Source organism: Prosthecodimorpha staleyi, from assembly GCF_018729455.1.
Classification (GTDB): domain Bacteria; phylum Pseudomonadota; class Alphaproteobacteria; order Rhizobiales; family Ancalomicrobiaceae; genus Prosthecodimorpha; species Prosthecodimorpha staleyi.
The window spans coordinates 436,083-459,829 of the sequence record NZ_JAHHZF010000002.1 but is presented as its reverse complement, the minus strand read 5'-3'; the positions used below and the strand labels follow the sequence as shown (position 1 = coordinate 459,829).

At 68.8% G+C, this 23,747-nt stretch carries 29 protein-coding genes and 1 other RNA gene; 15 read left to right on the top strand and 15 right to left on the bottom strand.

The annotated features are described in order from the left end of the window. Nucleotides 1–49 precede the first annotated feature (49 nt). From KL771_RS05140 to gap, 11 genes are all read right to left on the bottom strand, one after another. Entirely contained in the window at nt 50–505 is a 456-nt protein-coding gene (locus KL771_RS05140) for a GNAT family N-acetyltransferase (RefSeq protein ID WP_261967469.1), read from the bottom strand. Continuing rightward, a complete protein-coding gene (locus tag KL771_RS05135; protein ID WP_261967468.1) occupies nt 502–990 on the bottom strand; it encodes a GNAT family N-acetyltransferase in 489 nt (162 codons plus the stop codon). Before KL771_RS05135 ends, KL771_RS05140 begins: the two co-directional genes overlap by 4 nt. Further along, nucleotides 990–2,021 (bottom strand): peptidoglycan -binding protein, encoded by a 1,032-nt coding sequence (locus KL771_RS05130; RefSeq protein ID WP_261967467.1) that lies wholly within the window; start codon nt 2,019–2,021, stop codon nt 990–992. The genes KL771_RS05135 and KL771_RS05130 overlap by 1 nt, the downstream gene beginning before the upstream one ends. Nucleotides 2,022–2,024: 3 nt before the next feature. After that, nucleotides 2,025–3,056 carry a flagellar motor protein MotA gene (locus tag KL771_RS05125; protein ID WP_261967466.1) on the bottom strand — a complete coding sequence of 344 codons (1,032 nt, stop codon included), beginning with the start codon at nt 3,054–3,056 and terminating at the stop codon, nt 2,025–2,027. 183 nt (nt 3,057–3,239) lie between these two features. Further along, entirely contained in the window at nt 3,240–4,019 is a 780-nt protein-coding gene (locus KL771_RS05120) for an inositol monophosphatase family protein (protein WP_261967465.1), read from the bottom strand. A 119-nt stretch (nt 4,020–4,138) separates the two neighbouring features. After that, entirely contained in the window at nt 4,139–5,833 is a 1,695-nt protein-coding gene (locus KL771_RS28290; protein WP_315901478.1) for a tetratricopeptide repeat protein, read from the bottom strand. After that, entirely contained in the window at nt 5,830–6,465 is a 636-nt protein-coding gene (locus KL771_RS05110; RefSeq protein WP_261967464.1) for a thiamine phosphate synthase, read from the bottom strand. Before KL771_RS05110 ends, KL771_RS28290 begins: the two co-directional genes overlap by 4 nt. Nucleotides 6,466–6,606: 141 nt before the next feature. Next, complete coding sequence (locus KL771_RS05105; RefSeq protein ID WP_261967463.1) at nt 6,607–7,800, bottom strand: phosphoglycerate kinase; 1,194 nt, start codon at nt 7,798–7,800, stop codon at nt 6,607–6,609. Continuing rightward, nucleotides 7,797–8,174 carry a hypothetical protein gene (locus KL771_RS05100; RefSeq protein WP_261967462.1) on the bottom strand — a complete coding sequence of 126 codons (378 nt, stop codon included), beginning with the start codon at nt 8,172–8,174 and terminating at the stop codon, nt 7,797–7,799. The genes KL771_RS05105 and KL771_RS05100 overlap by 4 nt, the downstream gene beginning before the upstream one ends. Continuing rightward, on the bottom strand, nt 8,167–8,484 hold the full coding sequence (locus tag KL771_RS05095; protein ID WP_261967461.1) for a hypothetical protein: 318 nt from the start codon (nt 8,482–8,484) through the stop codon (nt 8,167–8,169). Before KL771_RS05095 ends, KL771_RS05100 begins: the two co-directional genes overlap by 8 nt. 27 nt (nt 8,485–8,511) lie before the next feature. After that, a complete protein-coding gene (gene gap / locus KL771_RS05090; protein ID WP_261967460.1) occupies nt 8,512–9,519 on the bottom strand; it encodes a type I glyceraldehyde-3-phosphate dehydrogenase in 1,008 nt (335 codons plus the stop codon). 311 nt (nt 9,520–9,830) lie between these two features. Here gap and KL771_RS05085 point away from each other — a divergent pair, with 311 nt between their 5' ends. The 5 genes from KL771_RS05085 (at nt 9,831) to KL771_RS05065 (ending at nt 12,404) form a co-directional block, all read left to right on the top strand. Further along, the gene (locus KL771_RS05085; protein WP_054358342.1) at nt 9,831–10,112 is read left to right on the top strand and encodes a DUF4164 domain-containing protein; all 282 of its coding nucleotides are present in this window, start codon (nt 9,831–9,833) and stop codon (nt 10,110–10,112) included. A 151-nt stretch (nt 10,113–10,263) separates the two neighbouring features. Further along, nucleotides 10,264–10,635, top strand: coding sequence for a cell division protein ZapA (locus KL771_RS05080; RefSeq protein WP_261967459.1), 372 nt, complete (start codon nt 10,264–10,266; stop codon nt 10,633–10,635). A gap of 70 nt (nt 10,636–10,705) precedes the next feature. Continuing rightward, nucleotides 10,706–10,862, top strand: a non-coding RNA gene (ssrS, locus tag KL771_RS05075) — 6S RNA. A 139-nt stretch (nt 10,863–11,001) separates the two neighbouring features. Beyond that, complete coding sequence (locus KL771_RS05070) at nt 11,002–11,589, top strand: 5-formyltetrahydrofolate cyclo-ligase (RefSeq protein WP_261967458.1); 588 nt, start codon at nt 11,002–11,004, stop codon at nt 11,587–11,589. Continuing rightward, a complete protein-coding gene (locus tag KL771_RS05065) occupies nt 11,586–12,404 on the top strand; it encodes a TIGR00282 family metallophosphoesterase (protein WP_261967457.1) in 819 nt (272 codons plus the stop codon). The genes KL771_RS05070 and KL771_RS05065 overlap by 4 nt, the downstream gene beginning before the upstream one ends. 803 nt (nt 12,405–13,207) lie before the next feature. Here KL771_RS05065 and KL771_RS05060 read toward each other — a convergent pair. Further along, the gene (locus tag KL771_RS05060) at nt 13,208–13,624 is read right to left on the bottom strand and encodes a hypothetical protein (protein ID WP_261967456.1); all 417 of its coding nucleotides are present in this window, start codon (nt 13,622–13,624) and stop codon (nt 13,208–13,210) included. A gap of 177 nt (nt 13,625–13,801) precedes the next feature. On the opposite strand from KL771_RS05060, the gene KL771_RS05055 reads away from it, so the two are divergent. After that, entirely contained in the window at nt 13,802–14,551 is a 750-nt protein-coding gene (locus KL771_RS05055) for a YebC/PmpR family DNA-binding transcriptional regulator (protein ID WP_261967455.1), read from the top strand. Nucleotides 14,552–14,684: 133 nt separating this feature from the next. Here the strand turns inward: KL771_RS05055 and KL771_RS05050 are convergent, their stop codons facing one another. After that, a complete protein-coding gene (locus tag KL771_RS05050) occupies nt 14,685–15,503 on the bottom strand; it encodes a site-2 protease family protein (protein WP_261967454.1) in 819 nt (272 codons plus the stop codon). 82 nt (nt 15,504–15,585) lie between these two features. Further along, a complete protein-coding gene (locus tag KL771_RS05045; protein WP_261967453.1) occupies nt 15,586–16,359 on the bottom strand; it encodes a sulfite exporter TauE/SafE family protein in 774 nt (257 codons plus the stop codon). A 184-nt stretch (nt 16,360–16,543) separates the two neighbouring features. On the opposite strand from KL771_RS05045, the gene ruvC reads away from it, so the two are divergent. The 4 genes from ruvC to KL771_RS05025 all read left to right on the top strand — a co-directional run bounded on the left by ruvC (nt 16,544) and on the right by KL771_RS05025 (nt 18,893). Beyond that, complete coding sequence (ruvC, locus tag KL771_RS05040) at nt 16,544–17,062, top strand: crossover junction endodeoxyribonuclease RuvC (RefSeq protein ID WP_261967452.1); 519 nt, start codon at nt 16,544–16,546, stop codon at nt 17,060–17,062. Beyond that, complete coding sequence (gene ruvA / locus KL771_RS05035) at nt 17,059–17,679, top strand: Holliday junction branch migration protein RuvA (RefSeq protein ID WP_261967451.1); 621 nt, start codon at nt 17,059–17,061, stop codon at nt 17,677–17,679. The genes ruvC and ruvA overlap by 4 nt, the downstream gene beginning before the upstream one ends. An 87-nt stretch (nt 17,680–17,766) precedes the next feature. Next, nucleotides 17,767–18,264, top strand: coding sequence for a hypothetical protein (locus KL771_RS05030; RefSeq protein WP_261967450.1), 498 nt, complete (start codon nt 17,767–17,769; stop codon nt 18,262–18,264). A gap of 20 nt (nt 18,265–18,284) precedes the next feature. Beyond that, nucleotides 18,285–18,893, top strand: a complete 609-nt coding sequence (locus KL771_RS05025) for a hypothetical protein (RefSeq protein WP_261967449.1) — start codon at nt 18,285–18,287, stop codon at nt 18,891–18,893. Here the strand turns inward: KL771_RS05025 and KL771_RS05020 are convergent. Continuing rightward, a complete protein-coding gene (locus tag KL771_RS05020; RefSeq protein ID WP_261967448.1) occupies nt 18,869–19,450 on the bottom strand; it encodes a Uma2 family endonuclease in 582 nt (193 codons plus the stop codon). The genes KL771_RS05025 and KL771_RS05020 overlap by 25 nt on opposite strands. Before the next feature lie 145 nt (nt 19,451–19,595). Here KL771_RS05020 and ruvB point away from each other — a divergent pair, with 145 nt between their 5' ends. From ruvB to KL771_RS04995, 5 genes are all read left to right on the top strand, one after another. After that, nucleotides 19,596–20,639, top strand: a complete 1,044-nt coding sequence (gene ruvB, locus KL771_RS05015; protein ID WP_261967447.1) for a Holliday junction branch migration DNA helicase RuvB — start codon at nt 19,596–19,598, stop codon at nt 20,637–20,639. Then, entirely contained in the window at nt 20,636–21,100 is a 465-nt protein-coding gene (gene ybgC, locus KL771_RS05010; RefSeq protein ID WP_261967446.1) for a tol-pal system-associated acyl-CoA thioesterase, read from the top strand. Before ruvB ends, ybgC begins: the two co-directional genes overlap by 4 nt. A 365-nt stretch (nt 21,101–21,465) precedes the next feature. After that, nucleotides 21,466–22,188 carry a protein TolQ gene (tolQ, locus tag KL771_RS05005; protein ID WP_390866528.1) on the top strand — a complete coding sequence of 241 codons (723 nt, stop codon included), beginning with the start codon at nt 21,466–21,468 and terminating at the stop codon, nt 22,186–22,188. Between the two features lie 12 nt (nt 22,189–22,200). Further along, nucleotides 22,201–22,656, top strand: coding sequence for a protein TolR (gene tolR, locus KL771_RS05000; protein ID WP_054358327.1), 456 nt, complete (start codon nt 22,201–22,203; stop codon nt 22,654–22,656). Then, nucleotides 22,653–23,726, top strand: coding sequence for a hypothetical protein (locus tag KL771_RS04995; RefSeq protein ID WP_261967444.1), 1,074 nt, complete (start codon nt 22,653–22,655; stop codon nt 23,724–23,726). Before tolR ends, KL771_RS04995 begins: the two co-directional genes overlap by 4 nt. The last annotated feature ends 21 nt before the right edge of the window (nt 23,727–23,747 follow it).

Here is a 23,747-nt window from a genome sequence, read left to right as displayed (position 1 = left end):
GCCCACGGAACCGCCGGTCGGTCGGGCGAAGCCGGGCAGGTGGTCGTGATCAGCGGCGCCCGGCCGGCCAGACATAGCGCCAGCTCGGCCAGCCCGTGGTCGGACTCGCATCGGGCCGGAGCCGCACGCAGCCGAGCCGCTCGTAGAAGGCGATGGCGCCGGCATTGGCCTGCATGACGCGAAATTCGATCGGCCCGGCTTCGAGATCGCGGATCGCGCCCATCAGGGCGCGGCCGACGCCGGCGCGCTGCCGGGCCGGGTCGACGACCAACTGATCGAGCCAGGAACGGGCAGGATCGAAGATCGCGAAGCCGGCCAGCACGCGATCGAGATCGGCGGCGAGCACGATGCGGGCGGGCAGATACTCAGCGGGGAACTGGTGCCGCCAGCCGGGCTCCAGCGCATCCATGTCGAGACTCGGCACGGCCGCCGCCCAGGCCCGCCGCCAGAGCCCGTAGGAGGGCTCCAGATCGGCCTTGGCGAAGGGGCGCAGCGCCAACCTCACAGCAGGCCCGCATCCCTCGCGGCGGCCTTCCATTCGAGCTTCAGCGTGGCGAGGCCCGATTTCGCGTTCATGCCCTCGGCGATGACCTGGAAGCCGTTGCGCATGTAGAAGGCGACGGCGCGCGGGTTGTCCTGGTTCACGTCGAGCTCGATGCGTCCGGGTGCGAGCCGCCGCGCTTCGTCGAGCAGGGCCTCGGCGAGGCCCTTGCCCCACCAGGGCGAGCCGACCACGATCTGGTCGAGATAGCCGGTCGCCGTGTCGATCAGCACGAAACCGGCGATCTCTCCGGTCTCGACCAGGGCGCAGCGGATGGTCTGCCCGGCGTCGGCAGCCGCGATCAGGTGATCGACCAGCCAGCCGCGCCGGGTCTCGAAATCGATCGACGGCATGGTGCGCTGCCAGCTCTCGACCCAGACATCGGCCATTTCGGGAAGGTAGGCGCTGTCGAACGGGAACAGGCCGCGCAGGGTGTTGCGGTGGTCCATCAGCGATCCGTCATCCTGATCTCGATGCGCCGGTTCTTGGCGTAGATCTCTTCCGACGCCCCCTCCTCGAGCGGTTGGTACTCGCCGAAGCCGGCCGCGACCAGCCGTTTCGGCGAGACGCCGCGGTCGATCAGGTAGCGCACCACCGAGATGGCGCGCGCGGCGGAAAGCTCCCAGTTCGAGCGAAAGCGGCCGGTCGACGAGGTCGGCCGCACGTCGGTATGGCCGTCGACGCGGAGCGTCCAGGCGACCTCGGTCGGGATCTGCCGCTCCAGTTCCAGGATCGCCAGCGCGAGCTTGTCGAGATCCGCCCGGCCGGCATCGTTGATGGTTTCCTGACCGACCGGGAACAGCACCTCGGACTGGAACACGAAGCGGTCGCCGACCACGCGGATGTCGGAGCGGCTGCCGAGAATTTCGCGCAGGCGGCCGAAGAAGTCCGACCGGTAGCGCTGCAGTTCCTGGACGCGCTGCGCCAGCGCCACGTTCAGCCGCTTGCCGAGGTCGGAAATCTTGGTCTGGCTCTCCCGGTCGCGCGATTCGGAGGCGTCCAGGGCCGTCTCCAGGGCCGCGATCTGGCGGCGCAGCGCGGAGATCTGCTGGTTCAGCAATTCGACCTGCGCCAGCGCCCGCGCGCTGACCCGCTTCTCGTCGTCGAGCTGGGTGCCGAGCGTCTCGACCGCACCGCTCGACGAACTGGCGGCGCCGGCCTGTTGCTCGAGCAGCCCCTGCAGCCGGCCCTTTTCGCCCTCGACCGCCGTCAGGCTCGAACGCAGCGTACCGACCTGATCCTCGACCTCGCGCTTGCCCGCGCGCTCGAGCGCCAGAAGCTCGGTCAGCTCGGCGATTTGGGAATTGAGCCGCGACAGGGCTGTGTCCTTGCCGGTGATCTCGCGGGTCAGGAAGAACTGCGAGAGCATGAACACCGACAGGAGGAAGATGATCACCAGCAGCAACGTCGCCATGGCGTCGACGAAGCCCGGCCAATAGTCGATGCGCGTATCCCTGCGCCGGCCGCGGGCGAGGCTCATGGCCTATTCTCCGGGCCGTTCGGTATTGCGGTAGTCGTCCTCGCGCCAGCCTTCCGGCAAGTCCTCCGGCGCCACGAGCTTTACGAGAACCCGGCGCATCTCGCGGGATTCCTCGGTCTGCTCCTCGACCCAGGCTCGGATCATCTGCTGCTCGGCGCGCATATGGGTGACCAGGCCCTGAATACCCTCGGCCAGACTGGCCATGGCCGTGGTGGCGGTTCGATTCGCGCCGCTTTCCTGGACGGTCCGGTTCAGCCGCTCGATGGCGACGCGCAGCGATTCGACGGTGCCGAGCGGGCCTTCGCGGCGGTCGCCGAGATCGATATCGGTGATCGCAGACAGCCAGTCCTCGAGCTCGTTGTAGAATCGGTTCTGCGCCTGGCTCGCCTGCAGATCGAGGAAGCCGATCACCAGCGAGCCGGACAGGCCGAATAGCGAGGACGAGAAGGCGACGCCCATGCCGCCGAGCGGGGCGGCAAGTCCGGTCTTCAGGTCTTCGAAGATGACGCCGAGATCGGCGGAGCCAACGCTCAGCGTGGAGATGGTCCGGCCGACCGAGCCGACCGTCTCGGTCAGGCCCCAGAAGGTGCCGAGCAGGCCGAGGAAGACCAGCAGACCGCCGATATAGCGGGTGATGTCCCGCGTCTCGTCGAGGCGCATCGAGATCGAATCGAGGATCGACCGCATCAGGACCGGCGAGACTTCGAGCCTGCCGGCGCGATCGCGCAGAAGCGCCGACATCGGGCCGAGCAGTTGCGGTTGGGCGCTGACGGCGATGCCCGGATCGCCGACCCGGAAGGAATTGACCCAGTTGACCTCGGGGAAGAGCCGTACGACCTGGCGGATCGCCAGGATGGAGCCGAGCAGCAATACGCCGACGATCAGTCCGTTCAGGCCCGGATTGGCCATGAAGGCGGCCATCACCTGACGGTACAGGATGACCACCACGAAGCCCGCGATGATCAGGAAGATCAGCATGCGCCACAGGAACTGCTGCGGGCTGGACAGCCGGTGAGGGTCGAAATCCCGCGCCATGGAGTGCCCTTCTGATCGCCGCGACCCGGTCTTTCTACCGCGCTTCGGCGCGCGAACAAACACCGCAAATGCGTCCGCCCCAAGACAGTGGGCAATCCGGCAAGACGGCGCGCGCCTGCCGGGGCGTTCGGCGGCGGCCCGGAGACGGACCGGCCCGTTGCCCGCCGGTCGCGGGATGCGTGATCAGAGAATGGCTTGCAGGCGGCGATGGATATCCTCGTTGCCGGCCACCACGGTGCCGGTCTCGAACATCTTGTCGCGGCCGTCGAGATCGGTGACGAAACCGCCCGCCTCGCGGATCATCAGAATACCGGCGGCGATGTCCCAGGGCGACAGATCGGATTCCCAGAAGCCATCGAAACGGCCGGCCGCGACCCAGCACAGATCGAGCGCGGCCGAGCCGCAACGGCGCACGCCGGCAACCTCGTTCATGACCTTCTGCAGGCGCTTCAGATAGGCCGGGTGGTCGCCGCGGCCGAGATGCGGAATGCCGGTGCCGATGACGCAGTCGGCCAGCGCGGAACGCTTGCTGACGCGCAGGCGCCGATCATTCAGGAACGCGCCGCCGCCGCGTTCGGCGACGAAAAGTTCGTCCATGGCCGGGTTGTACACGACGCCGGCGACGATGGTGCCCTGCCGCTCCAGCGCGATGGAGACCGAGAACATCGGAATCCCGTGCAGGAAGTTGGTGGTGCCGTCGAGGGGATCGATGATCCAGCGATGCTGCGGGTCGGTGCCCTCGACGACGCCGCCTTCCTCCAGCAGGAATCCGTAGCCGGGGCGGACGCGGGCCAGTTCCTGCTGCAGGATCTGCTCGGCCTTGCGGTCGGCGGCGGAGACGAAATCCGACGGTCCCTTGACGGAGACCTGCAGGTTCTCGACCTCGCCGAAATCGCGGGTGAGCGAGCGTGCCGCCTTGCGGGCGGCATCGACCATGACGTTGAGCAGCGCGGAACGGGCCATCGTGTACCTCGTCGTCCGCGGCGCACATCGGTCGCGTGGCGGACGGTCTCGTAGAATTCTGGGGAAGCGCGGCAGCGGCGCTTGCGGACGGCCTTCGTCACCACATCCGCGGCTTCAGTTCAAGGCGATTTCGGCATCGGGTCGGGCAGGGCGGGGATCGGCGGCGGCGGCAGGCGCGCCGGGCCGTTGCCGGCGTCGCCGCCCGCCGGTACCGCACCGGGTCGGGCGATCGACGCTGCCACGCCGGTCGTCGGCGCCGGGCCGGGCGTTGCCGGACCATTCGGGGACGGCTCGGTGTGGGGGGCGACCACCGCCTCGCGACCTGATTTCGGCGACGGCCGCGGCAGCGGCAGGGCGGACCCGGCTGCTGCGGCGCCGACCGCAGTGGGGGCGGGCAAGGTTGCGGGCGCAGGCACCGCGGTCGCCGCCGCCGTGGCGGGCGCCGGTGTCGATCCGGCGGCGGTCCCGGCAGCCGGCGGCGGCGGGGTGTCCGGGTTCGGGGGCCGCGTCTCGGCCGGCGGCAGGTCCGACCGGGGGGCGGGGGGGCGAAGCAACGGCGCGGGCAGCGGCGATGTCGGCAGGCCGCCCGAAAGGTTCGGCAGGCCTGTAGCGGCCCCGTCGGCGGGATCGCTCCGTTCCGGTCCGACGACCGAGAAGGGGATCGGAGCCGGGCTCCACATCGGCAGGATGGTGACCGGCTTGTTGTCTGCCGTGGCGGCATCCGCCGGCCAGGCGGTGTCGTCGGTCGGCCGGCCGAGCGCGACCGGCTCGGGATCGTCGGGCGTGTCGGGGAAACGGGCGGCCAGCCGTTCGGCCAACTTCATCTCGCCGTCGCTGAGGCCCGACATGGCCTGGTCCATCCAGAAATCCGGCACGCCCTTGGCGCGCGCCAGGAGATGCCATTTGGCCGCCTCGATCAGATCGAGCTTCACGCCGATGCCGACGGCATAGAGCCGGGCGAGGCGGTTCTGGGCGATCGGATTGCCCTTCCAGGCCGCACGCCGGAAATACTGGGCGGCTCCGGGCAGGTCCTTGGCCACCCCGCGGCCGTTGGCCAGCAGGATGCCGTATTCGAGTTCGGCATCGGTCATGCCGGTGCGGGCGGCGTCGCCGATCCAGCGGGCGGCCTCGAAGGCGTCGGGAGGCACCCCCTCTCCGCTCTTCAGCAGGATGCCGTAGCCGTATTGCGCCTCGACATTGCCGGCGCGCGCCGCGCGCGCGAGCAGGGCCGCCGCCTTGGCGGGATCGCGCGGCACCACCTCGTCGTCGAGATACATCAGCGCCAGATTGTAGAGGGCGCCGGGATGCTCCTTCGCCGCAGCCGCCTCGAACAGCCCCATGGCGCGCTTCTTGTCCTTCGGGACGCCGGTGCCGGTCACGGTCAGCAGGCCGAGTGCGGCGATCGCCTCCCGGTCGCCGCGGTCGGCGGCCAGGCGATACCAGCTTGCGGCGCGGAAATTGTCGCGCGCCACTCCGAGGCCCTGCTCGTAGAGATGACCGAGCATGGTCATGGCCACGGCGTCGCCGGCACCGGCCTGCCGGGTGGCGATGGCGAAACATTCCAGGTAGAGACCGCGCTGGTAGGCCGCATAGAGCACGTCGGGCGCCGTCGGCGCGGCAACCGGTTGCCCTTGCTGCGCGGGGCGCGGCAATGGGACGACACCGCTTTCGGAATCGCGGATCAGCGGCGCGATCGCATCCGGTCGGCTGCCCTTGTGGGCGGCATTGCCGGCTGCGAGGGCAGTTCCGGCAGCCGTCGCCGACGCCGTCGCCAAGGCGGCGATGAGGACGGCGAGGGGCCCCGGCCGGTTCACGCGACCGTCTCCGGGGCGGATTCGGCGATGCGCCGGGCGGCCTCTTCGAGGGCCGCCGCGGGGCCGCGCGGGTCCGACCAGACCGCGTCGCGCAGTGCGACGAAGTCGACCCCGATTTCCGCAAGGGCGTCGACCGAGGCGAGATCCGACCCGGCCAGTGCGACACAGGGTACCTGGAACACCGGCGCCCACCATTCGGCGAGTTCCAGCGTCTTGGGATGCACGTCCGGGGTCTCGGGAGCCTCGATCATGCCGAACAGCACATAGTCCGCATTGGCCTCGGCGGCCTCCATGGCGTCGTGCCGGGTCTTCAGGTTGCCGGCCCCGACGATGCGCTGCGGCTGGAAGGCGGCAACCGCCGTCTTCAGATCGGCGACGCCGCTCGCGACATGGATGCCGTCCGCCTTGGCGCGCCCGGCCGCGCGGCTGTCGCCGGCGACCAGGACGGCCGCGCCGTGGCGCTGGCCGATCGGGGTCAGCACCTCGGCGATGCGTTGCAGCACCATCTCGCTCACCCCCTCCGGTGCGATCAGGAGCGAGGCGACCGGAACCGCGGCCAGCGCCGCGTCGAGTTCGGCCGGGAAGACGGCAAGATCGATCGCGCGCGGCGTGATCAGATAGAGGCTCGACAAGACGCTACTCCGGAGGACGGCGGTGGAATCCGGCCGCACTATGCGACGACGCCAGCCCGTGCCGGCATCATGGCCGGCCGGGTCTGGCGCCGAATTCGGGCGGGCTCGTGACGGCGGCGGTCACGCCGCTCACGCGCCGCATCATTTGCGCAGAATTTCGACACCCGGGAGCGGCTTGCCCTCAAGCCATTCGAGGAAGGCACCGCCGGCGGTCGAGACATACGAGAAGGCTTCGGCCACGCCCGCATGGTTCAGCGCCGCCACCGTGTCGCCACCGCCCGCCACGGTGAGCAGGCCGGCGGACCGTGTCCGCTCCGCCGCATGGCGCGCGGCCGCGACCGTCGCCCGGTCGAAGGGCTCGATCTCGAAGGCGCCGAGCGGGCCGTTCCAGACCAGCGTCCGGGCGCCGTCGATGCGCGCCGCGATGGTGGCGACCGATTTCGGGCCGACATCCAGGATCATCGCGTCGGCCGGCACGGCATCGACCGGAACGACCTCGTTCTCCGCGCCGGCCTTGAATTCGCGCGCCACGACGGCGTCGACCGGCAGCACGATGTCGCAGCGCGCGGCCTTGGCCTTGTCGAGGATGCGGCGCGCCGTCTCAGCGAGATCGTGCTCGCACAGCGACTTGCCGACCGCGATGCCCTGCGCGGCCAGGAAGGTGTTGGCCATGCCGCCGCCGATCACCAAGATGTCGACCTTGCCGACCAGATTTTCCAGGAGATCGATCTTGGAGGACACTTTGGCACCGCCGACCACGGCCAGAACGGGCCGCTCCGGGCTGCCCAGCGCCTTTTCCAGCGCCTCGATCTCGCCCTGCATGCAGCGGCCGGCATAGGCCGGCAGCCGGTGCGCCAAGCCCTCGGTGGAGGCGTGGGCGCGATGGGCGGTGGCGAAGGCGTCGTTGACATAGACGTCGCCGAGCGCCGCCAGCGCCTCGACGAAGGCGGGGTCGTTCTTCTCCTCGCCCTTGTGGAAGCGGGTATTCTCCAGGAGCAGGATGTCGCCGTCCTGCAGCGCCGCGACCGCGCCTGCCGCGGCCGGGCCGATGCAGTCCGCCGCGAAGGCGACCGGCCGGCCGACCCGCTCGGCCAGCGCGTCGACGATCTGCCGGAGTGAGAATTTCGCCTCCGGCCCGTCCTTCGGCCGTCCGAAATGGGCGAGCAGCACCACGCGTCCGCCCTTGTCGGCGATCTCGCGGATGGTCGGCACCACGGCGCGGATGCGCGTGTCGTCCGAGACGGCGCCGCCCTCCATGGGCACGTTGAGGTCGACACGGACAAGAACCCGCCGGCCGGCAAGCGCAGCGTCGTCGAGGGTTTTGAAGGCGTTCATTTGATCCCGAACTTGATCGCGGTGAACAGAAGCCCGGCGAGGGCAATCTGGCTGCCCAGGATGACGGTGATCATCTGCCAGACACTGGGCATATTTTCGAGACGCCCCTGGATGCGCGCCAGGTCTTCGCGTGACTTGGCAGTGTCGGTACGAATATTCTGAATGTCGTCTCTCGTTGCGACATTTGCCAGATTGGCGCGAATTTCAGTCAGCAGGATTTCGAGGCGTGAAGTGGTGTTGCGGATTTCCCGCACCTCGACCTCCAGGTTTTCGATGCGCTTCTCCAGCATCGGATCCTGCGGTCCACCGGATGAACCTCCGCCGTTGCCCTCGTCGGGGCCTCGCTCGAACGGCAGTCGTGTGACGTTACTCATCGAGCCGGACCTCACTGCCATACTCGGCCGGCTCGGCTCCCTTCAGGATCGCCTCCGCAAATTGTTCGAGACGACCGCAATGGGTGCATAGCAGCGTCACCAGAGGCTGACTAACGAAATGCGCAGACGGCCCACCGCCATAAGGCTGGCGGCGCAAGACCGTCCGAATATTCTCGTCCACGTCCTCCAGTATTGCGAAGTCACGGTGCCCGCAAGCCGTACAGGAGAGATCAGGCGCAAGGCGCTTGATGCGCTGCGCCATATCCCGTGTTCGGCTGCCGGCTGGACTTCGCAATACCAGATGGTTCATCGACCCCCTCAGGGAGTTCGGTTCTACTCAGATCAGCTTGCCCATCGCCACAGCGGTGTCGGACATGCGGTTCGAGAAGCCCCACTCGTTGTCGTACCAGGACATGACGCGCACCAGGGTGCCGTCCATGACCTTGGTCTGGTCCATGTGGAAGATAGACGAATGCGGGTCGTGGTTGAAGTCGATCGAGACGTTCGGGGCATCGGTATAGCCCAGGATGCCCTTGAGCTTGCCGTCGGCGGCGGCGCGCACCGCCGCGTTGACCTCGGCGACCGTGACCGGGCGCTTGGCGACGAATTTGAGGTCGATGACCGAGACGTTCGGGGTCGGCACGCGCACCGAGACGCCGTCCAGCTTGCCCTTGAGTTCCGGCAGGACCAGCCCGACCGCCTTGGCGGCGCCGGTCGAGGTCGGGATCATCGACATCGCGGCGGCGCGGGCCCGGTACAGGTCCTTGTGCATCGTGTCGAGGGTCGGCTGATCCCCGGTATAGGAATGGATGGTGGTCATGAAGCCGTGCTCGATGCCGATCGCCTCGTTCAGCACCCAGGCGACCGGGGCGAGGCAGTTGGTCGTGCAGGAGGCATTCGAGACGACGACATGGTCGGCGGTCAGCTTGTCGTGGTTGACGCCGTAGACCACGGTCAGGTCGGCGCCGTCGGCCGGGGCCGAGACCAGGACGCGCTTGGCGCCGGCCGTCAGATGCGCCGAGGCCTTGTCCTTCGCGGTGAAGATGCCGGTGCATTCGAGTGCGATGTCGACGCCGAGATCCTTGTGCGGCAGGGTCGAGGGATCCTTGACCGCCGTCACCTTGATCGGGCCGCGACCGACATCGATGGTATCGCCGGCGACTTTCACTTCACCGGCAAAACGCCCGTGCACGGAATCGTAACGGAAAAGATGAGCATTGGTCTCCACCGGGCCGAGATCGTTGACAGCAACGACCTCGATGTCGGTGCGGCCGGATTCGACGATGGCGCGGAGAACGTTGCGACCGATGCGTCCGAATCCGTTGATGGCAACGCGAACTGCCATTTCTTTCTCTCCTGCTGCAAATTCCGGCCCGGTAACTGCCTGGGCGGCGAGGCTGCGGCACTGATAACAGGGGAAGGCCGCCTGTCAATGCGCATATCTCGATGGATGCCATCAGCAATCGTGAAGTAACCAGGGCGCAGCGCCGGACGGTGCGAACCGATCGGTCATTCTCGCGATTGACCCCGCGTTTCCATGACTAATAGAGTCAGGCATGCGTAGGGCGGCGAGTCGAGCAGGATCGCCGGCGGACCCGCCGCACCGGAGCGGGGGCGCCACCGGACGGGTAGAGTGTCGTGGGACGTGATGACGTGATGGTCGAAGCCTCGCTCGTCGACGCGGCTTTGAAGCGGTTGGACATGTCGCTCGGCGCGCTCGAAGCGGCCGTCGAACGACGTCTCGAACATGAGCGTTCCGTGCTGGGTCTGGAGGACGAACTGTCCCGCACCGGCGAGGATCGTTCTCGGCTCGCCCAGGATCTGGATCAGGAGCGGGCGCGCTCGGGGCGGCTCGAAGAGACCAACCGGGAGGTTTCGCGGCGGCTGGTCGCCGCCATGGAGACGATCCGGTCCGTGCTCGAGGCCAATGGCGGATGAACCGAACCCTTCGGAACGAGGCACGCAGGGGCGGTCCGGACGGCGCCGGTTCGCTGGAACGCGGCGGTAGCCGGTACGGAGCCAGCACGGGAGGGGGTGGCTTCGCCGAGGGGATCGATGGCCCGGGCGGGAACATGATGGTCGGTGTGGCATGGCGCAGGTGAATGTCACGATCAGCGGCCGGGTCTACCGGATGGCCTGCGAGGACGGCCAGGAGGACCATCTGCAGGGCCTCGCGCACCGCCTCGACCAGACCATCTCGCACCTTCGCCAGACCTTCGGCGAGATCGGCGACCATCGACTGACCGTGATGGCGGCGATCATGGCCATCGACGAACTGACCGAAACCCGCCGCAAGGCGCAGGCGCTCGAAGGCGAGAATCGGGCCCTGAAGGACGCCGGGGCGATCACCCGGGATCACCGACACCGCCTCGAAGGGGCGGTCGCAGAACGCATCGACGGCGCTGCGCGGCGCATCGAGCAGCTCGCCGCCGCGCTGACCGCCACCAAACCGGTCAATTGATCGGCGCGCAGGCGGCAAACCATCGATCGCCTCTGGCCTCGCTCGTCCGGCTCCCCTATATTCGTCATCGACGAGGCTGCACGGTGCGACAGGATACTGAATCCCCGGGGCCTTAACGATCTTAACGGGAGCTGTCCCCGGTTGAACCCCTGGGTTCTTCCACACGGCGCCCACCTACTCTGTAGGTTCCCGGGATCGTTACATCCATCGGCTGCGGTGGCTTCGTCACTTTGCTTTCGCGCGCCGTCCGCGCCATTCGCCGCCGACGCGAAGCCGGGCCGCCTTCCCGCCGCCGCATTCGAGCCCGCCCGCCCCGTGACCACTTCGCCGAGGCCGCTCGCGGCGCCGTCCGATCCCCACCCTGCCATGTCCGACGCCGCGACAGCGTCGAAGGCCGATCTGCGCGCGGCCGCGCTGGCCCGCCGCGCCGCGGTCCCGGCCGAAGCGCGGGCCGCGGCCGCGGATCGGGTCGCCGCCCTCGTCGAGACGCTGGATTTGCCTGCCGGAACGCTGGTCTCCGGCTTCCTGCCGATCCGCGGCGAGATCGATCCGCAGCCGGCCATGGCGCGGCTGGCCGCGCGCGGGCATCGGCTCTGCCTGCCGGTCATCCTGGACGACCGGACCACCATGATCTTCCGCGCCTGGACGCCGGGCGAGCCGCTCGAGCCGGCGCGTTTCGGCCTGTCGGTGCCGCCGGAGACGGCGGCGGTGGTCGATCCGGCCGTGATGCTGGTGCCGCTCGCCGCCTTCGACCGGCGCGGCTTCCGGATCGGCTACGGCAAGGGCCACTACGACCGCGCAATCGCCCGCATCGCGGCGGCCGGGCCGCTCCTGGAGATCGGAATTGCCTTCGCCTGCCAGGAGATCGCGCGGGTGCCCGACGAGCCCCACGACCGGCCGATGCGCCTGGTCCTGACCGAGGCCGGACGGGTCGATTGCGGAGCGGATCGATGAGGTTGATGTTTCTCGGCGATATCGTCGGCCGGTCCGGGCGCCAGGCGGTGATCCAGCGCCTGCCGGGCCTGGTCGAACGCTACCGGCTCGATTTCGTGGTCATCAACGGCGAGAATTCGGCCGGCGGCTTCGGCATCACCGAGGAGATCTGCCAGGATGTGCTCGATGCCGGCGCCGATGTGGTCACGCTCGGCAACCATTCCTGGGACCAGCGCGAGGCGCTGGTGTTCATCGAGCGGCAGCCGCGCCTGCTGCGCCCGGTCAACTATCCGGCCGGCACGCCGGGCCGGGGCGCCAATCTCTTCGTCGCACGCAACGGGGCCCGCGTCCTGGTGATGAATGTCATGGGGCGCATCTACATGGATGCGCTCGACGATCCCTTCGCGGCGGTGGCGCGCCAGCTCGACGCATGTCCGCTCGGCGAACAATGTGATGCCGTCGTGATCGACATGCACGCCGAGGCGACCAGCGAGAAGCAGGCGCTCGGCCATTTCGTCGACGGCCGGGCGAGCCTGGTGGTCGGCACCCACACCCATGTCCCGACCGCCGACCACATGATCCTGCCGGGCGGCACCGCCTACATGTCGGATGCCGGCATGTGCGGCGACTATGACAGCGTGCTCGGGATGGACAAGGAGGAGCCCGTCCAGCGCTTCACCTCCAAGATCCCGCGCTCCCGCTTCGAACCCGCCAACGGCGAGGCCACGCTGTCCGGCGTCTGCGTCGAGATCGACGAGATGACCGGCCTCGCCACCGACGTGGCCCCCCTGCGCCTCGGCGGCAAGCTGGCGCCGGCCCTGCCGGGGTTCTGGTGAGGGCGGCGAGGCAGTAGGCGGTAGGGTGGTGCCCCCCGAAGGGCCGCATTCCCGGCCGGAGCCGCAGGCGGAGAGCCGGGACCTACTCTGCTCGCAATGCATTGAAAGATATTGTTCTTTCTGTGGGTATTGCGGCGAGCGGCGATGCGAGTAGGCCCCGGATCGGCGGCCCTTCGGGCCTTGTCCGGGGATGCGGTTGTGGGATTGCGGAAGGGCGCGCGGCCCGAAGGCTCCCCGGCACCCTACGACCGGATTGCCCACCCCAAAATGCCCACGGCCCACCTTCCACCGGAGCATGGCCCCCCGAAGGGCCGCGTTCCCGGCCGGAGCGGAGCGGAGAGCCGGGACCCACTCTGCTCACAACGCATTGATAGATAGCGATTTATTATGAGCGTCGCGGCGAGTTGCGATGCGAGTAGGCCCCGGATCGGCGGCCCTTTGGGCCTTGTCCGGGGATGCGGTTGTGGGGGTGTGCTGGGGCGCGCGGCCCGATGGCTCCCGTGTTCTACTGCCGATTGCCCACGCCAAATGCCCAGTGCTCCCTGCCCACCGGAGTATGGCCCCCCGAAGGGCCGCATTCCCGGCCGGAGCGGAGCGCAGAGCCGGGACCCACTCTTCTCACAACGCTTTGAAAGATATTGGTCTTTCTGTGAGTATCGCGGCGCGTGGCGATGCGAGTAGGCCCCGGATCGGCGGCCCTTCGGGCCTTGTCCGGGGATGCGGTTGTGGGATTGTGCAACCGCATGCGGCCCGAGGGCCACGGTGCCCTACCGCCGATTGCCCACCGCCCGCTGCCTACTCCTTCACCCGCCGACCTTCCGCTTGCCCCACCAGGGCGCGCGGACTTTGGCGTCACCCTCGGTCCACCAGAAGCCTTCGAAGCGTTGCAGGTCTTCGGTGAAGGTGACGGCCAGCGTGCCTTGGCCGAAGCGGTCGGTCCAGCGGCAGACCAGCACATTGCGCGCCGGCGTGCCGCAGGTATCGAGGCGACCCTCGATGGTCTCGGCGCCGTCGCGGAAACGGTAGAGGCCGGTCAGGCCCTTCGGTCCGGCGGCGAACTCGGTCGTGCCGGCAACGAAGCTCCTGCCGGAGAAGAGTTCGCCGTCATAGGCGTCGGGCACGAAGCGGGTCCACGCGACCTCTTCGGCCGAGATCGCCGACGGGCCGAAGAGGCAGCCCAGCATCAGGCCGATGACTGGGCGGACGGGGTGCAACGGCATGGTTGGGCCGGCTCCTTCGCGGGTGCGGGAAGACCAGCATAGCGGCGCGGCTGGATTCTTGTAGCGGCGCGGCCTATAAGCCCAACCGCTTTCGATCGATCGCGGCGAGGCGGCGACCCGGACGTCCGGTCCGGGCGGAACGCCCCCGACTACCGAAGACACCTCAGCGAGGCGCGCATGGCCGGACATTCACAGTTCAAGAACATCATGCACCGGAAGGGCAAGCAGGACGCCGTCCGGTCGAAGCTCTTCTCGAAGCTCGCGCGCGAGATCACGGTCGCGGCCAAGGACGGCGTGCCGGACCCGTCCATGAATTCCAAGCTCCGCCTCGCCATCCTGAATGCGCGCGCGGAGAATATGCCGAAGGACAATATCGAGCGCGCCATCAAGAAGGCGGCCGGGGCGGACGGCGCCAACTACGAGACGGTGCGCTACGAGGGCTACGGCCCGGCCGGCGTCGCCGTGATCGTCGAGACGCTGACCGACAACCGCAACCGCACCGGCGGGGCGGTCCGCGCGGCCTTCACCAAGCATGGCGGCGCGCTCGGCGAGACCGGCTCGGTCTCCTTCTCCTTCGACCATGTCGGCGAGATCGTCTATCCGGCCTCGGCGGGTACCGCCGACGGCATCCTGGATGCCGCCATCGAGGCCGGTGCCGACGATGTCGTCTCGGATGAGGAGACGCACGTCATCCTGTGCGGCTTCGAGGCGATCGGCGAGGTCTCCAAGACGCTGGAGGCCACGCTCGGCGCCGCCAAGTCGATCAAGGCGATCTGGAAGCCGCAGAATACGGTGCCGGTCGACGAGGAAAAGGCGCAGACCCTGATGAAGCTCGTCGACCAGCTCGAGGACGATGACGACGTGCAGAATGTCTACACCAATTTCGAAGTCTCCGACGAGATCATGGCCAAGCTGACCGCGGCCTGATCGATGCTCCGATCCGGCCGGGAGTCCCGGCCGGATCGACGAAAGCGCCCGGCGGCCAGGCTTGTCTTGCGATCCGGCTCGCCCGACGGCTTTCCGCCGACGGGTCGCTCACGGGCTCGCGGCGATCTCCGGTTCAGACCGACGCGGCGCGGCCAGGGGCGGACCGGTCCAGGGCGAAGTGCGCGGTGCCGTCGACGGCGCCCATCCGCTTCCAGAAGCGGAAGCGGCCGAAACCTTCATAGATCCGGAACGGCGGCACGCCGGCCGTCATGGTCATGGCGCCGGCCTTGTCGATGATCGCGCGCCCGAAATCCGGAATTGCGAGCAGCGCGACCAGGACGATGGCCGGCGCGACGAAGCGCCAGGGATGTATGCGCTGGACGATCGAATAGGGCAGGAACGGCTCGATGATGCCGTAGCCGTCGAAACCCGGCACCGGCAGTAGATTGAACATCACCGAGGTCGCCTGCAGGAAGGCCAGCATGGCCAGCGCCGCCCAGAAGCGCGTGCCGCCGCCCCAGAGATCCAGCCCGAGCATGAAGGGCAGGGCGAGGACGACCAGCAGCGCCAAATTCATCAGCGGCCCGGCCGCGGCCGTGAAGGAGAGCCAGCGTGCCGAACGGATGAAGCGGGTCTCGATATAGACCGCGGCGCCGGGCAGGCCGATGCCGCCGAGCGCGAGCACGACGACCGGCAGCAGGATGCTGTTGACCGGATCGACATACTGGACCGGATCGAGATTGAGATAACCCTTGTGGGCGACCGACCGGTCGCCGCCGTACCAGGCTGCAACCGCATGGCCGAATTCGTGCAGACAGACGCTCGCCACCCAGCCCGCCAGCACGAAAGTGAAGACGGCGAGATCGGATTGGATCAGGTCGAAGAAGCAGACGGTTGCCGAGACACCGAGCACGACCAGGATGGTAATGAAGTTCGGACTGATCCAGCCCATACCGCCTCCGGATGCGATGTCTGAATGCGTCAGCCTGTAGCAGCCCCGGTGCGGGATTGCCATCGCGCTGGCGCTCAAGTCTTCAGCGCAGCCACGGATCGAGTGCCGGCAGGCTGCTGATCGCCGCCGCCGCCGCAACCAACAGTGCGATCGGCCGATAGATGCCCTTGCCGCCGCGCTGGAAACCGGAGGTTCCGGCGAGAACGCCGGCCGTATAGGCGACGATCAGCGGCAGCGCACTCAGGATCAGGCCCCCGGTGATGATGCCCTTGACGAAGAAGGCCGGGCCGATGGTGACGGTGGTCAGGCCGAAATAGGCGTTCAGGTTGCGCTTGACCGTGCCGGCATCGTCCGGCCCGCCGAGCCAGAACATGGCGATGAACGGGCCGCCGATGCCGATCAGGCCGGTGGTCACCCCCGAAAGCAGGCCGACGGATCCGGTCGCCCCCATGCCGGGCCGGCCGCGATAGCGCCAGCCCGACGCCATCGCGGCGACCGAGACCAGGATGAAGACCGAGGTCGCCCAGCGCAGGGCGGTCGGGTCGAGCCCGGTTAGCAGCATCATGCCGACCGGCAGGCCAAGCAGGCAGCCAAGCAGCAGCGGGCCGATATCGCGCCAGTTGCAGCCGCGCGTCGAGCCGACCGCATAGTGGAGCGTGATCGGCACGTCGATGGTCCAGATCAGCCCGACCGCCGCCGCCGGGCCGACCACGGTCGCTGCCACCGGCACGAACACCATGCCGGCGCCGAAGCCGGCGAAGCCGCGGACCAGCCCGGCCAGAACCGCGATGCCGAGAAGAATCGCGGCGTCGTGGCCGTCGGCGACGCGCAGCCAGGAGATGAGAAAGTCGGACATGAAGCGATCGGCTTGGTCCGGCCCGAAGCAGGCCGGCGACGGAAACTAGCCGGTCGCCCGAGGGCGCGCCACCGCCTTGCCTGCATGAGGGCCGGCCGGATGGCGCACGGCGAAGGCCGGCGTCACCCGGTCACGCGCGCCAGCCTCTGGCGGCGGGTCGGCGGCCCGGCTACCACTCGTGGCCATGGCAGAGATCATCCGAATCATCGGCATCGACCCGGGCTTGCAGCGCACCGGCTGGGGCATCATCGACATGGCCGGCAACCGGCTGTCCTTCGTCGCCGCCGGCGTGATCCGGTCGAGCGCCGACGAGGGCCTCGCCGATCGTCTGGTCGAACTGCACGACGGCCTGGTCGCGGTGATCGGCAGCCATACGCCGGACGAGGCGGCGGTCGAGCAGACCTTCGTCAACGTCAATCCGACCTCGACGCTGAAGCTCGGCCAGGCGCGCGGCATCGCCATGCTGGTGCCCGCCAAGGCCGGCCTGCGCGTCGCCGAATATGCGCCGAACGCGATCAAGAAGGCGATCGTCGGTGCCGGCCATGCCGAGAAGCGGCAGATCCACCACATGGTCCGCATCCTGCTGCCCAAGGCGGTCTTCGAGGGCGACGATCCGGCCGATGCGCTGGCCATCGCCATCTGCCATGCCCACCACCGGCCGTCGCTGCAGACGGCCCTGCGTCTTGCCGGGAGGGCGCCATGATCGGCCGTCTCAAGGGTGTCGTCGACAGCTTTGGCGAGGACACCGTGATCCTCGACGTGCATGGCGTCGGCTATGTCTGCCATTGTTCCGCGCGCACGCTGCAGACCCTGCCGCCGGTCGGCGAGGCCGCGGTGCTGACCATCGAGACCTATGTCCGCGAGGACATGATCCGCCTGTTCGGCTTCGTCTCCGAGGAGGAGCGCGACTGGTTCCGCCTGCTCGGCACGGTGCAGGGGGTCGGCGTCAAGGTCGCCCTCGCCATCCTGTCGGTCTTGAAGCCGGTCGAACTGGCGACCGCCATCGCGCTCAAGGATGCCGCCGGGCTCGCCCGGGCCAACGGCGTCGGCAAGAAGCTGGCCGAGCGCATCTGCCAGGAGCTGAAGGACAAGGCGCCGGCCTTCGGGGCGACCGATCCCGGCGGGTCGCATCTCCCCGGCGCGGAGGCTTCCACCCGGACGGCGCCGAAGCCGATGGCCGATGCGGTCTCGGCGCTGGTCAATCTCGGCTATCCGAGCCTGCAGGCGACCGCCGCGGTGGCGGCCGCTTCGCGCAATCTCGGCGAGGCGGCGACGACCGAGCAACTGATCCGCGTCGGCCTGCGCGAACTGGCGAAGTAGCGGCGCGCCGGCACGGGTGCCGTCACGATCCGGCCGCCTTTTCGTCGGCTGATGGTTCAAGGGCGCGCGGGACAACCCGACAGGGGCATGATGGACGAACCGAACAGGGATGCGCGCAGCCGTTTCGCTCGGCTGAGGACCGGCCTCGTCTACATGGCTGTCGGCCCCCTGGTCGGCGCCTGTTGGTTCCTGGCGCTCGCCATGCTGTTCGACCCGACGATCGGTCGGATGGTCACGACGTCCTTCAGCGGAGAGATCGCGGCCCTGATGCTTGTGGCGAGCTATCTCTACGGCGCGGCCCCGGCCTTCGCGGCCGGCGCCCTGCTTTGGCGGCCGACCCGGGAGCCGGGCTTTCTGGAATGCCTCTGGATCGGCGCCGTCTCGTCCATGCTCTGGGCCGGCTTGCTCGGTCTGTTCGGGCTCGGCACCCTGCTCGGCGTGACCACCAGCCCCTCGGCGATCTCGGTCTTCCTGATGGTCGGCTCCTGCGGCGCGGTCTCGGCCGTCGTCACCGCGGCGATCCTGCGCCGGTGGGCGGCCAGCCGCGCGGCGGTCCCGGTCGCGGGCGGCGGCACCGGCACCTGAAGGAGCGGGGCGGGGCCTGCATGCGCAAACTGTCCGAAATTCTCGGCGTCACCGTCCTCTTCGCGCTGGCCGGGCCGGGGATCGGCGCGGTCCTGGCCCTGGCGACCGTGCTCGTGCTCTGGCTCGCTCACGGAGCACCGGTCGCCGACCTCGAAGCGGTCGCCGCCACGCCGGTCGTGGTCGTGATGACCGCCTATCGGATCTGGCTGGTCCCGGCCATGGCGACGGGACTGATCGTCGGCATCGCCCGGGCGGCCGGGGCGGGGCGTCGCCCGGTGCGGATCGCGGCGGGCGGGCTCGGTGCGGTGATCGGGGCCGGGACGTCGCTGGCACTGTTCGGCATCGGCCAGCCGATCCTCGCGGTGCCGTTCGCGCTCGGCGGCGGCGTGGCCGGATGGCTCGCCGGGCGGATCGTGGCGCCGCGCGCGCTCACCGAAGGCGAGGCGGTTGCCGCCGACCGCGCCGCCGTCATCGAGGCGCTGCGCTATCTCGACCACGACCGCTCGACGATCGAGGCGGCCGTCGATGCCGCCATCCGGGAGGCGGGTCACGGGGCGACGCGCAACGACCTGATCCGCCGCGCCGCCGCGGGTCTCGCCCTGTCTCAGCCCGGCAGCACGTCCTCGTAGACCGCGGCCAGCGGCATGCGGAAGTCGAGCGCGGCGAGCGCGAACGTGGCCGCAGGATCGTCGACGACCGTGGTGGTCCACTCCGGGCCCTGGCGCGTCTTGATCTCGACCAGGATGCGGTCGCGATGAACCAGCACGTAATGCTGCAGGCTCGGGATCTGGCGGTAGCCGTCCCACTTGTCGTAACGGTCGCGCGGTTCGGTCCCGGGGGAGAGGACCTCGATGACGACCATCGGGTCGGGAACGGAGGCCGATGCCGGCTCCATCGGACCGCAGCGGACCATCACGTCCGGCAGCACGGCGAGATCCAACTCGCGCCGCTTCAGGAAGAAAGTTTCCTGGAACACCCGGCAGGGACGCCCGGTCGCCTTGATGTGGCTGCGCAGGGCGACCATCAGGTTCTGCGCGATGATGTGATGCTCCCAGCGCGCGCCGACCATGCCGCGGATGACCCGGCCGCCGATCAGTTCCCAGCGCTCGTTGTCCGGCTTGTCGAGCAGCAGCTCCTCGAAGTCGTCGAAGCTCATGGTTTCGAATTTGGGGATCGCGCTCGCCATCGCCCAGGCTCCGGTTCGGGACTGCACGCGATGATACGCGATGGAATGGCGACGGCCAATCGGTAGAGTGGCGCCAGACACGATTCGTTCCGCCGCGCGAGCCCCGCGCAGCCGATGCCCGGAACCCGCCAGGACGCCCGATCCGATGACCACGCCCAAACGCCTCGTCTCCGGGGAGAAGCGCGAAGAGGATGTCGATGCCTCGCTGCGCCCGCAGACGCTCGGCGATTTCGTCGGCCAGGCGCAGGCGCGCGAGAACATGAAGGTGTTCATCGAGGCCGCCAAGGCGCGGCGCGAGGCGCTCGACCATGTCCTCTTCGTCGGCCCGCCCGGCCTCGGCAAGACCACCCTGGCGCAGATCGTGTCGCGCGAACTCGGTGTCAATTTTCGCGCGACATCCGGGCCGGTGATCGCCAAGGCCGGCGATCTGGCCGCGCTCCTGACCAATCTCGAAGAGCGCGACGTGCTGTTCATCGACGAGATCCACCGGCTCAACCCGGCGGTGGAGGAGATCCTCTATCCGGCGATGGAGGACTACCAGCTCGACCTGATCATCGGGGAGGGCCCGGCGGCGCGTTCCGTCCGGATCGACCTCGCCCGCTTCACGCTGGTCGGTGCGACGACCCGGCTCGGCCTCCTGACGACGCCGCTGCGCGACCGCTTCGGCATCCCGATACGACTCAATTTCTATACCGTCGACGAGTTGGAACTGATCGTCACCCGCGGCGCGCGGCTGATGGGCATCGGCATCACCCCCGAAGGCGCCAACGAGGTCGCCCGGCGTTCGCGTGGCACGCCGCGCATCGCCGGCCGGCTCCTGCGCCGGGTGCGCGACTTCACCGTCGTCGGCGGCAAGGACCGCATCGACCGGCAGTCGGCCGACAGCGCGCTGCGCCGTCTGGAGGTCGACGAGGCCGGGCTCGACCAGCTCGACCGGCGCTATCTGACCGTGATCGCGGTCTCCTTCTCGGGCGGGCCGGTCGGCATCGAGACCATCGCGGCTGCCTTGTCGGAGCCGCGCGACGCGATCGAGGAGATCGTCGAGCCCTATCTGATCCAGCAGGGTTTCGTCATGCGCACGCCGCGCGGCCGCGTGCTGACCGCGGCCGCCTTCCGCCATATGGGGCTGCCGGTGCCGGCGAGCCGCCCGGACCAGATGCCGCTCTTCACCCAGGGCGACGACGAATGACCGCCGGACATTCCGACCGCGCCCTTGCCGGGCGCATCGACCAGGGCATCCATCGGCTCGACCTGCGCATCTACTGGGAGGATACCGACGCTGGCGGCATCGTCTATCACGCCGGCTATGTCCGCTTCATGGAACGCGGCCGGACCGATTTCCTGCGCCTGGCCGGCATCCGCCAGTCGGAACTCGCTGCCGGCCCGGACGGCATCCTGTTCGCCGTCCGGCACATGGACCTCGATTTCCGGAAGCCCGCCCGGCTCGACGACCTCCTGCAGGTGACGACCGCGGTCGAAGAGATCGCCGGCGCCCGGCTCGTCATGCGTCAGGCGGTCCTCCGCGGCGGCGAAACGCTGGTGGCCGCGCGGGTGACGGTTGCGGCGATTTCGCTGGAAGGCCGGCCTCGGCGCATTCCGATGCCGATCCGTGCGGCACTCGGCGGCGGGGCCACCGCCGCGGCGGACTGAACGCCGCGCCGTCCGGGCCGTCACGCCGATCCGATCGCCGGCTGTTCGTCGGCCGCATGGCCGCCACGCCTTGTTGCATTGCGGAAACGTAATGGTTCTTTAACCTTGACAAGGTCTTGCTGGGATCCACGAAACTGGCCGGGTCGTCGTTTGGCCATATTCGGCAGGCAGGAAGGCGGACAGATCAGGATCGCATTGCCCAGGGGCGGGCATGGTCCGAATCTCCCGCACTCGAACGCCTCCCGACCATTCGCGCCGGGATCGCTGACCACCGGGTTGCCCTTCGGGCGGACCCGGGGATGGTGGCGCACAGACCGAGGCGGGGCGACAGCCCGCTGCGGCGGCGGCAGAGGAGACGGAACGAGATGGATCCCGCAAACGTCACGCAGGTCGCGCTTTCTGCGCCGAGTGCTGCGACGATGTCCCTCCTCACCCTGTTCATCAACGCGCATCTGGTCGTGAAGATCGTGATGATCGGGCTGATCTCGGCCTCGATCTGGTGCTGGGCGATCGTGATCGACAAGGTCATCCTCTACACCCGCACGCGCAAGCAGATGGATCATTTCGAACAGGTCTTCTGGTCCGGCCAGAGCCTGGAGGACCTGTACCGGACGCTCTCCAACCGGACCAATGTCGGCATGTCGGCGCTGTTCGTGGCGGCGATGCGCGAATGGAAGCGGAGCCACGAGGGCGGCCGCGCCGCGATCGGTTCGCTGGAGACGCGCATCGACAAGGTCATGGACGTGACCATCGCGCGCGAACTGGAGCGGATGCAGTCGAAGCTGCTGGTGCTGGCGACGATCGGCTCGGCCTCGCCCTTCATCGGCCTGTTCGGCACGGTCTGGGGCATCATGACCGCCTTCCAGGGCATCGCGGCCTCCAAGAACACCTCGCTGGCGGTCGTCGCACCGGGCATCGCGGAGGCGCTGTTCGCGACCGCGATCGGCCTCGTCGCGGCCATCCCGGCGGTCATCGCCTACAACAAGCTGTCCTCGGATTCGAGCGCGCTCGGCGCCCGGCTGGAAACCTTCGCGGACGAATTCTCGGCGATCCTGTCGCGGCAGATCGACGAGCGGCAGGCGGCCTGAGGGGGATCCGACATGGGCATGGCTGTCGGAGGGGGCGAGAGCTCGGGCGGGCGCCGGCGTCGGCGCAGCTCCAAGCACGCCATCATGAATGAGATCAACATGACGCCGTTCATCGACGTCATGCTGGTGCTGCTGATCATCTTCATGGTCGCCGCGCCGCTGATGACAACCGGCGTGCCGATCGACCTGCCGGAATCCAAGGCCAAGCCGCTCGAGGGGCTGACCCAGCCGATCACCATCTCGGTCGACGCCAAGGGCAAGCTGTTCCTGCAGGACAAGGAACTGAAGATCGAGGACCTGATCCCGACCCTCCAGGCCATGGCCAAGAACGGCGCCGACGAGCGCATCTATGTGCGCGGCGACAAGGCGGCCGACTATGGCGCGGTGATCCGCGTCATGGGACGCCTGAATCAGGCCGGCTTCAAGAAGATCGGCCTTGTCTCCACCGAGGAGGTTGCGGCGCGGTGAAGCTCGGGCTGCCGGCATCGATCGCGCTGCATTCGGCGCTTCTGGCCTGGGCGATCCTGTCGCTTCCCGGCACGAAGACCGATTCCGTCACGGTGGTCGATGCGCTTCCTGTCGAGTTCGTGCCGATTGCCGAGGCGACGCAGCTGCGGCTCGGCCAGAAGACGGCCAAGCCGGCCCAGGAGATCGTCCCGAAGGAAACCGTCAAGGCGCTCAAGGACACGACCGGCGAGCGCGCCGGCACCAGCAAGGCCGAGGAACTGCCGCCCCCGCCACCGCCGGAGAAGAAGCAGGTCGCCGCGGTCACCAAGGACGACCAGAAGCCGACCCCGCCGCGTCCGCCCGAGCACAAGCCGGAGCCGCCCAAACCGGAACCCAAGCCCGAGCCGAAGCCCGTCGCCAAGCCTGAGCCCAAGCCCGACGAGCCGAAGCCGGACAAGCCGCGCGAGGCCGAGAAGGCGCGCGACAACGGCGAGGGCAAGCCGCCCGAGGTCAAGGAGCCGCCGAAGGACCAGAAGGCGCTCGACAAGATCCTGGAGAAGGCCGAGAAGAAGCCGGAGCCGAAACCCGAGCCGAAACCCGCCGCCAAGCCGACGGCCAAGCCCGAGCCGACCCGCACGGCCAGCGTCGCCACTCCGACGACCGCCTCGGACTCCAAGTCCTCGTTCAATGCCCGCGACATCTCTCAGATTCTGAGCCGCACCCCGACGGGAACCGCGGCTTCGACGGCGCCGCGCACCGCCTCGCTCGGCAGCGTGACCGGTCAGAATAGCGCCATCAAGATGACCCAGACCGAGGTCGACGCCTTGATCGGGCAGATCAAGAAGTGCTGGAATCCGCCGATCGGCTCTGCCGAAGCCAATATTCGGGTGGTCATGCGCTTCTCGCTCAATCAGGATGGCTCGGTTAACGGACGGCCCTCGGTGGTCAGCGGCCCGGCCCATCCGCTCGGCCCCGGCCTCGGCCGCAGCGCCGAGCGTGCGATCCTGCAGTGCGGCCCCTATCGGCTGCCTGCCGAGAAATTCCAGACCTGGTCCGACATCGAGGCCACTTTCGATCCGAAGGACCTATGACCAGCACCGCTCAAGGCCGAC

Coding starts and splice junctions, on each gene's coding strand:
- KL771_RS05020 (WP_261967448.1), bottom strand. CDS start 19,450: ATGGCGAGCGCGATCCCCAAATTCGAAACCATGAGCTTCGACGACTTC.
- ruvC (WP_261967452.1), top strand. CDS start 16,544: ATGGCAGAGATCATCCGAATCATCGGCATCGACCCGGGCTTGCAGCGC.
- gap (WP_261967460.1), bottom strand. CDS start 9,519: ATGGCAGTTCGCGTTGCCATCAACGGATTCGGACGCATCGGTCGCAAC.
- KL771_RS05065 (WP_261967457.1), top strand. CDS start 11,586: ATGAGGTTGATGTTTCTCGGCGATATCGTCGGCCGGTCCGGGCGCCAG.
- KL771_RS05050 (WP_261967454.1), bottom strand. CDS start 15,503: ATGGGCTGGATCAGTCCGAACTTCATTACCATCCTGGTCGTGCTCGGT.
- tolQ (WP_390866528.1), top strand. CDS start 21,466: ATGGATCCCGCAAACGTCACGCAGGTCGCGCTTTCTGCGCCGAGTGCT.
- KL771_RS05025 (WP_261967449.1), top strand. CDS start 18,285: ATGCGCAAACTGTCCGAAATTCTCGGCGTCACCGTCCTCTTCGCGCTG.
- KL771_RS05070 (WP_261967458.1), top strand. CDS start 11,002: ATGTCCGACGCCGCGACAGCGTCGAAGGCCGATCTGCGCGCGGCCGCG.
- KL771_RS05125 (WP_261967466.1), bottom strand. CDS start 3,056: ATGGCGCGGGATTTCGACCCTCACCGGCTGTCCAGCCCGCAGCAGTTC.
- KL771_RS05085 (WP_054358342.1), top strand. CDS start 9,831: ATGGTCGAAGCCTCGCTCGTCGACGCGGCTTTGAAGCGGTTGGACATG.
- KL771_RS05055 (WP_261967455.1), top strand. CDS start 13,802: ATGGCCGGACATTCACAGTTCAAGAACATCATGCACCGGAAGGGCAAG.
- KL771_RS05045 (WP_261967453.1), bottom strand. CDS start 16,359: ATGTCCGACTTTCTCATCTCCTGGCTGCGCGTCGCCGACGGCCACGAC.
- ybgC (WP_261967446.1), top strand. CDS start 20,636: ATGACCGCCGGACATTCCGACCGCGCCCTTGCCGGGCGCATCGACCAG.
- KL771_RS05135 (WP_261967468.1), bottom strand. CDS start 990: ATGGACCACCGCAACACCCTGCGCGGCCTGTTCCCGTTCGACAGCGCC.
- tolR (WP_054358327.1), top strand. CDS start 22,201: ATGGGCATGGCTGTCGGAGGGGGCGAGAGCTCGGGCGGGCGCCGGCGT.
- KL771_RS05030 (WP_261967450.1), top strand. CDS start 17,767: ATGATGGACGAACCGAACAGGGATGCGCGCAGCCGTTTCGCTCGGCTG.
- KL771_RS05130 (WP_261967467.1), bottom strand. CDS start 2,021: ATGAGCCTCGCCCGCGGCCGGCGCAGGGATACGCGCATCGACTATTGG.
- KL771_RS05060 (WP_261967456.1), bottom strand. CDS start 13,624: ATGCCGTTGCACCCCGTCCGCCCAGTCATCGGCCTGATGCTGGGCTGC.
- KL771_RS05080 (WP_261967459.1), top strand. CDS start 10,264: ATGGCGCAGGTGAATGTCACGATCAGCGGCCGGGTCTACCGGATGGCC.
- KL771_RS05120 (WP_261967465.1), bottom strand. CDS start 4,019: ATGGCCCGTTCCGCGCTGCTCAACGTCATGGTCGATGCCGCCCGCAAG.
- KL771_RS05105 (WP_261967463.1), bottom strand. CDS start 7,800: ATGAACGCCTTCAAAACCCTCGACGACGCTGCGCTTGCCGGCCGGCGG.
- KL771_RS05100 (WP_261967462.1), bottom strand. CDS start 8,174: ATGAGTAACGTCACACGACTGCCGTTCGAGCGAGGCCCCGACGAGGGC.
- ruvA (WP_261967451.1), top strand. CDS start 17,059: ATGATCGGCCGTCTCAAGGGTGTCGTCGACAGCTTTGGCGAGGACACC.
- ruvB (WP_261967447.1), top strand. CDS start 19,596: ATGACCACGCCCAAACGCCTCGTCTCCGGGGAGAAGCGCGAAGAGGAT.
- KL771_RS05095 (WP_261967461.1), bottom strand. CDS start 8,484: ATGAACCATCTGGTATTGCGAAGTCCAGCCGGCAGCCGAACACGGGAT.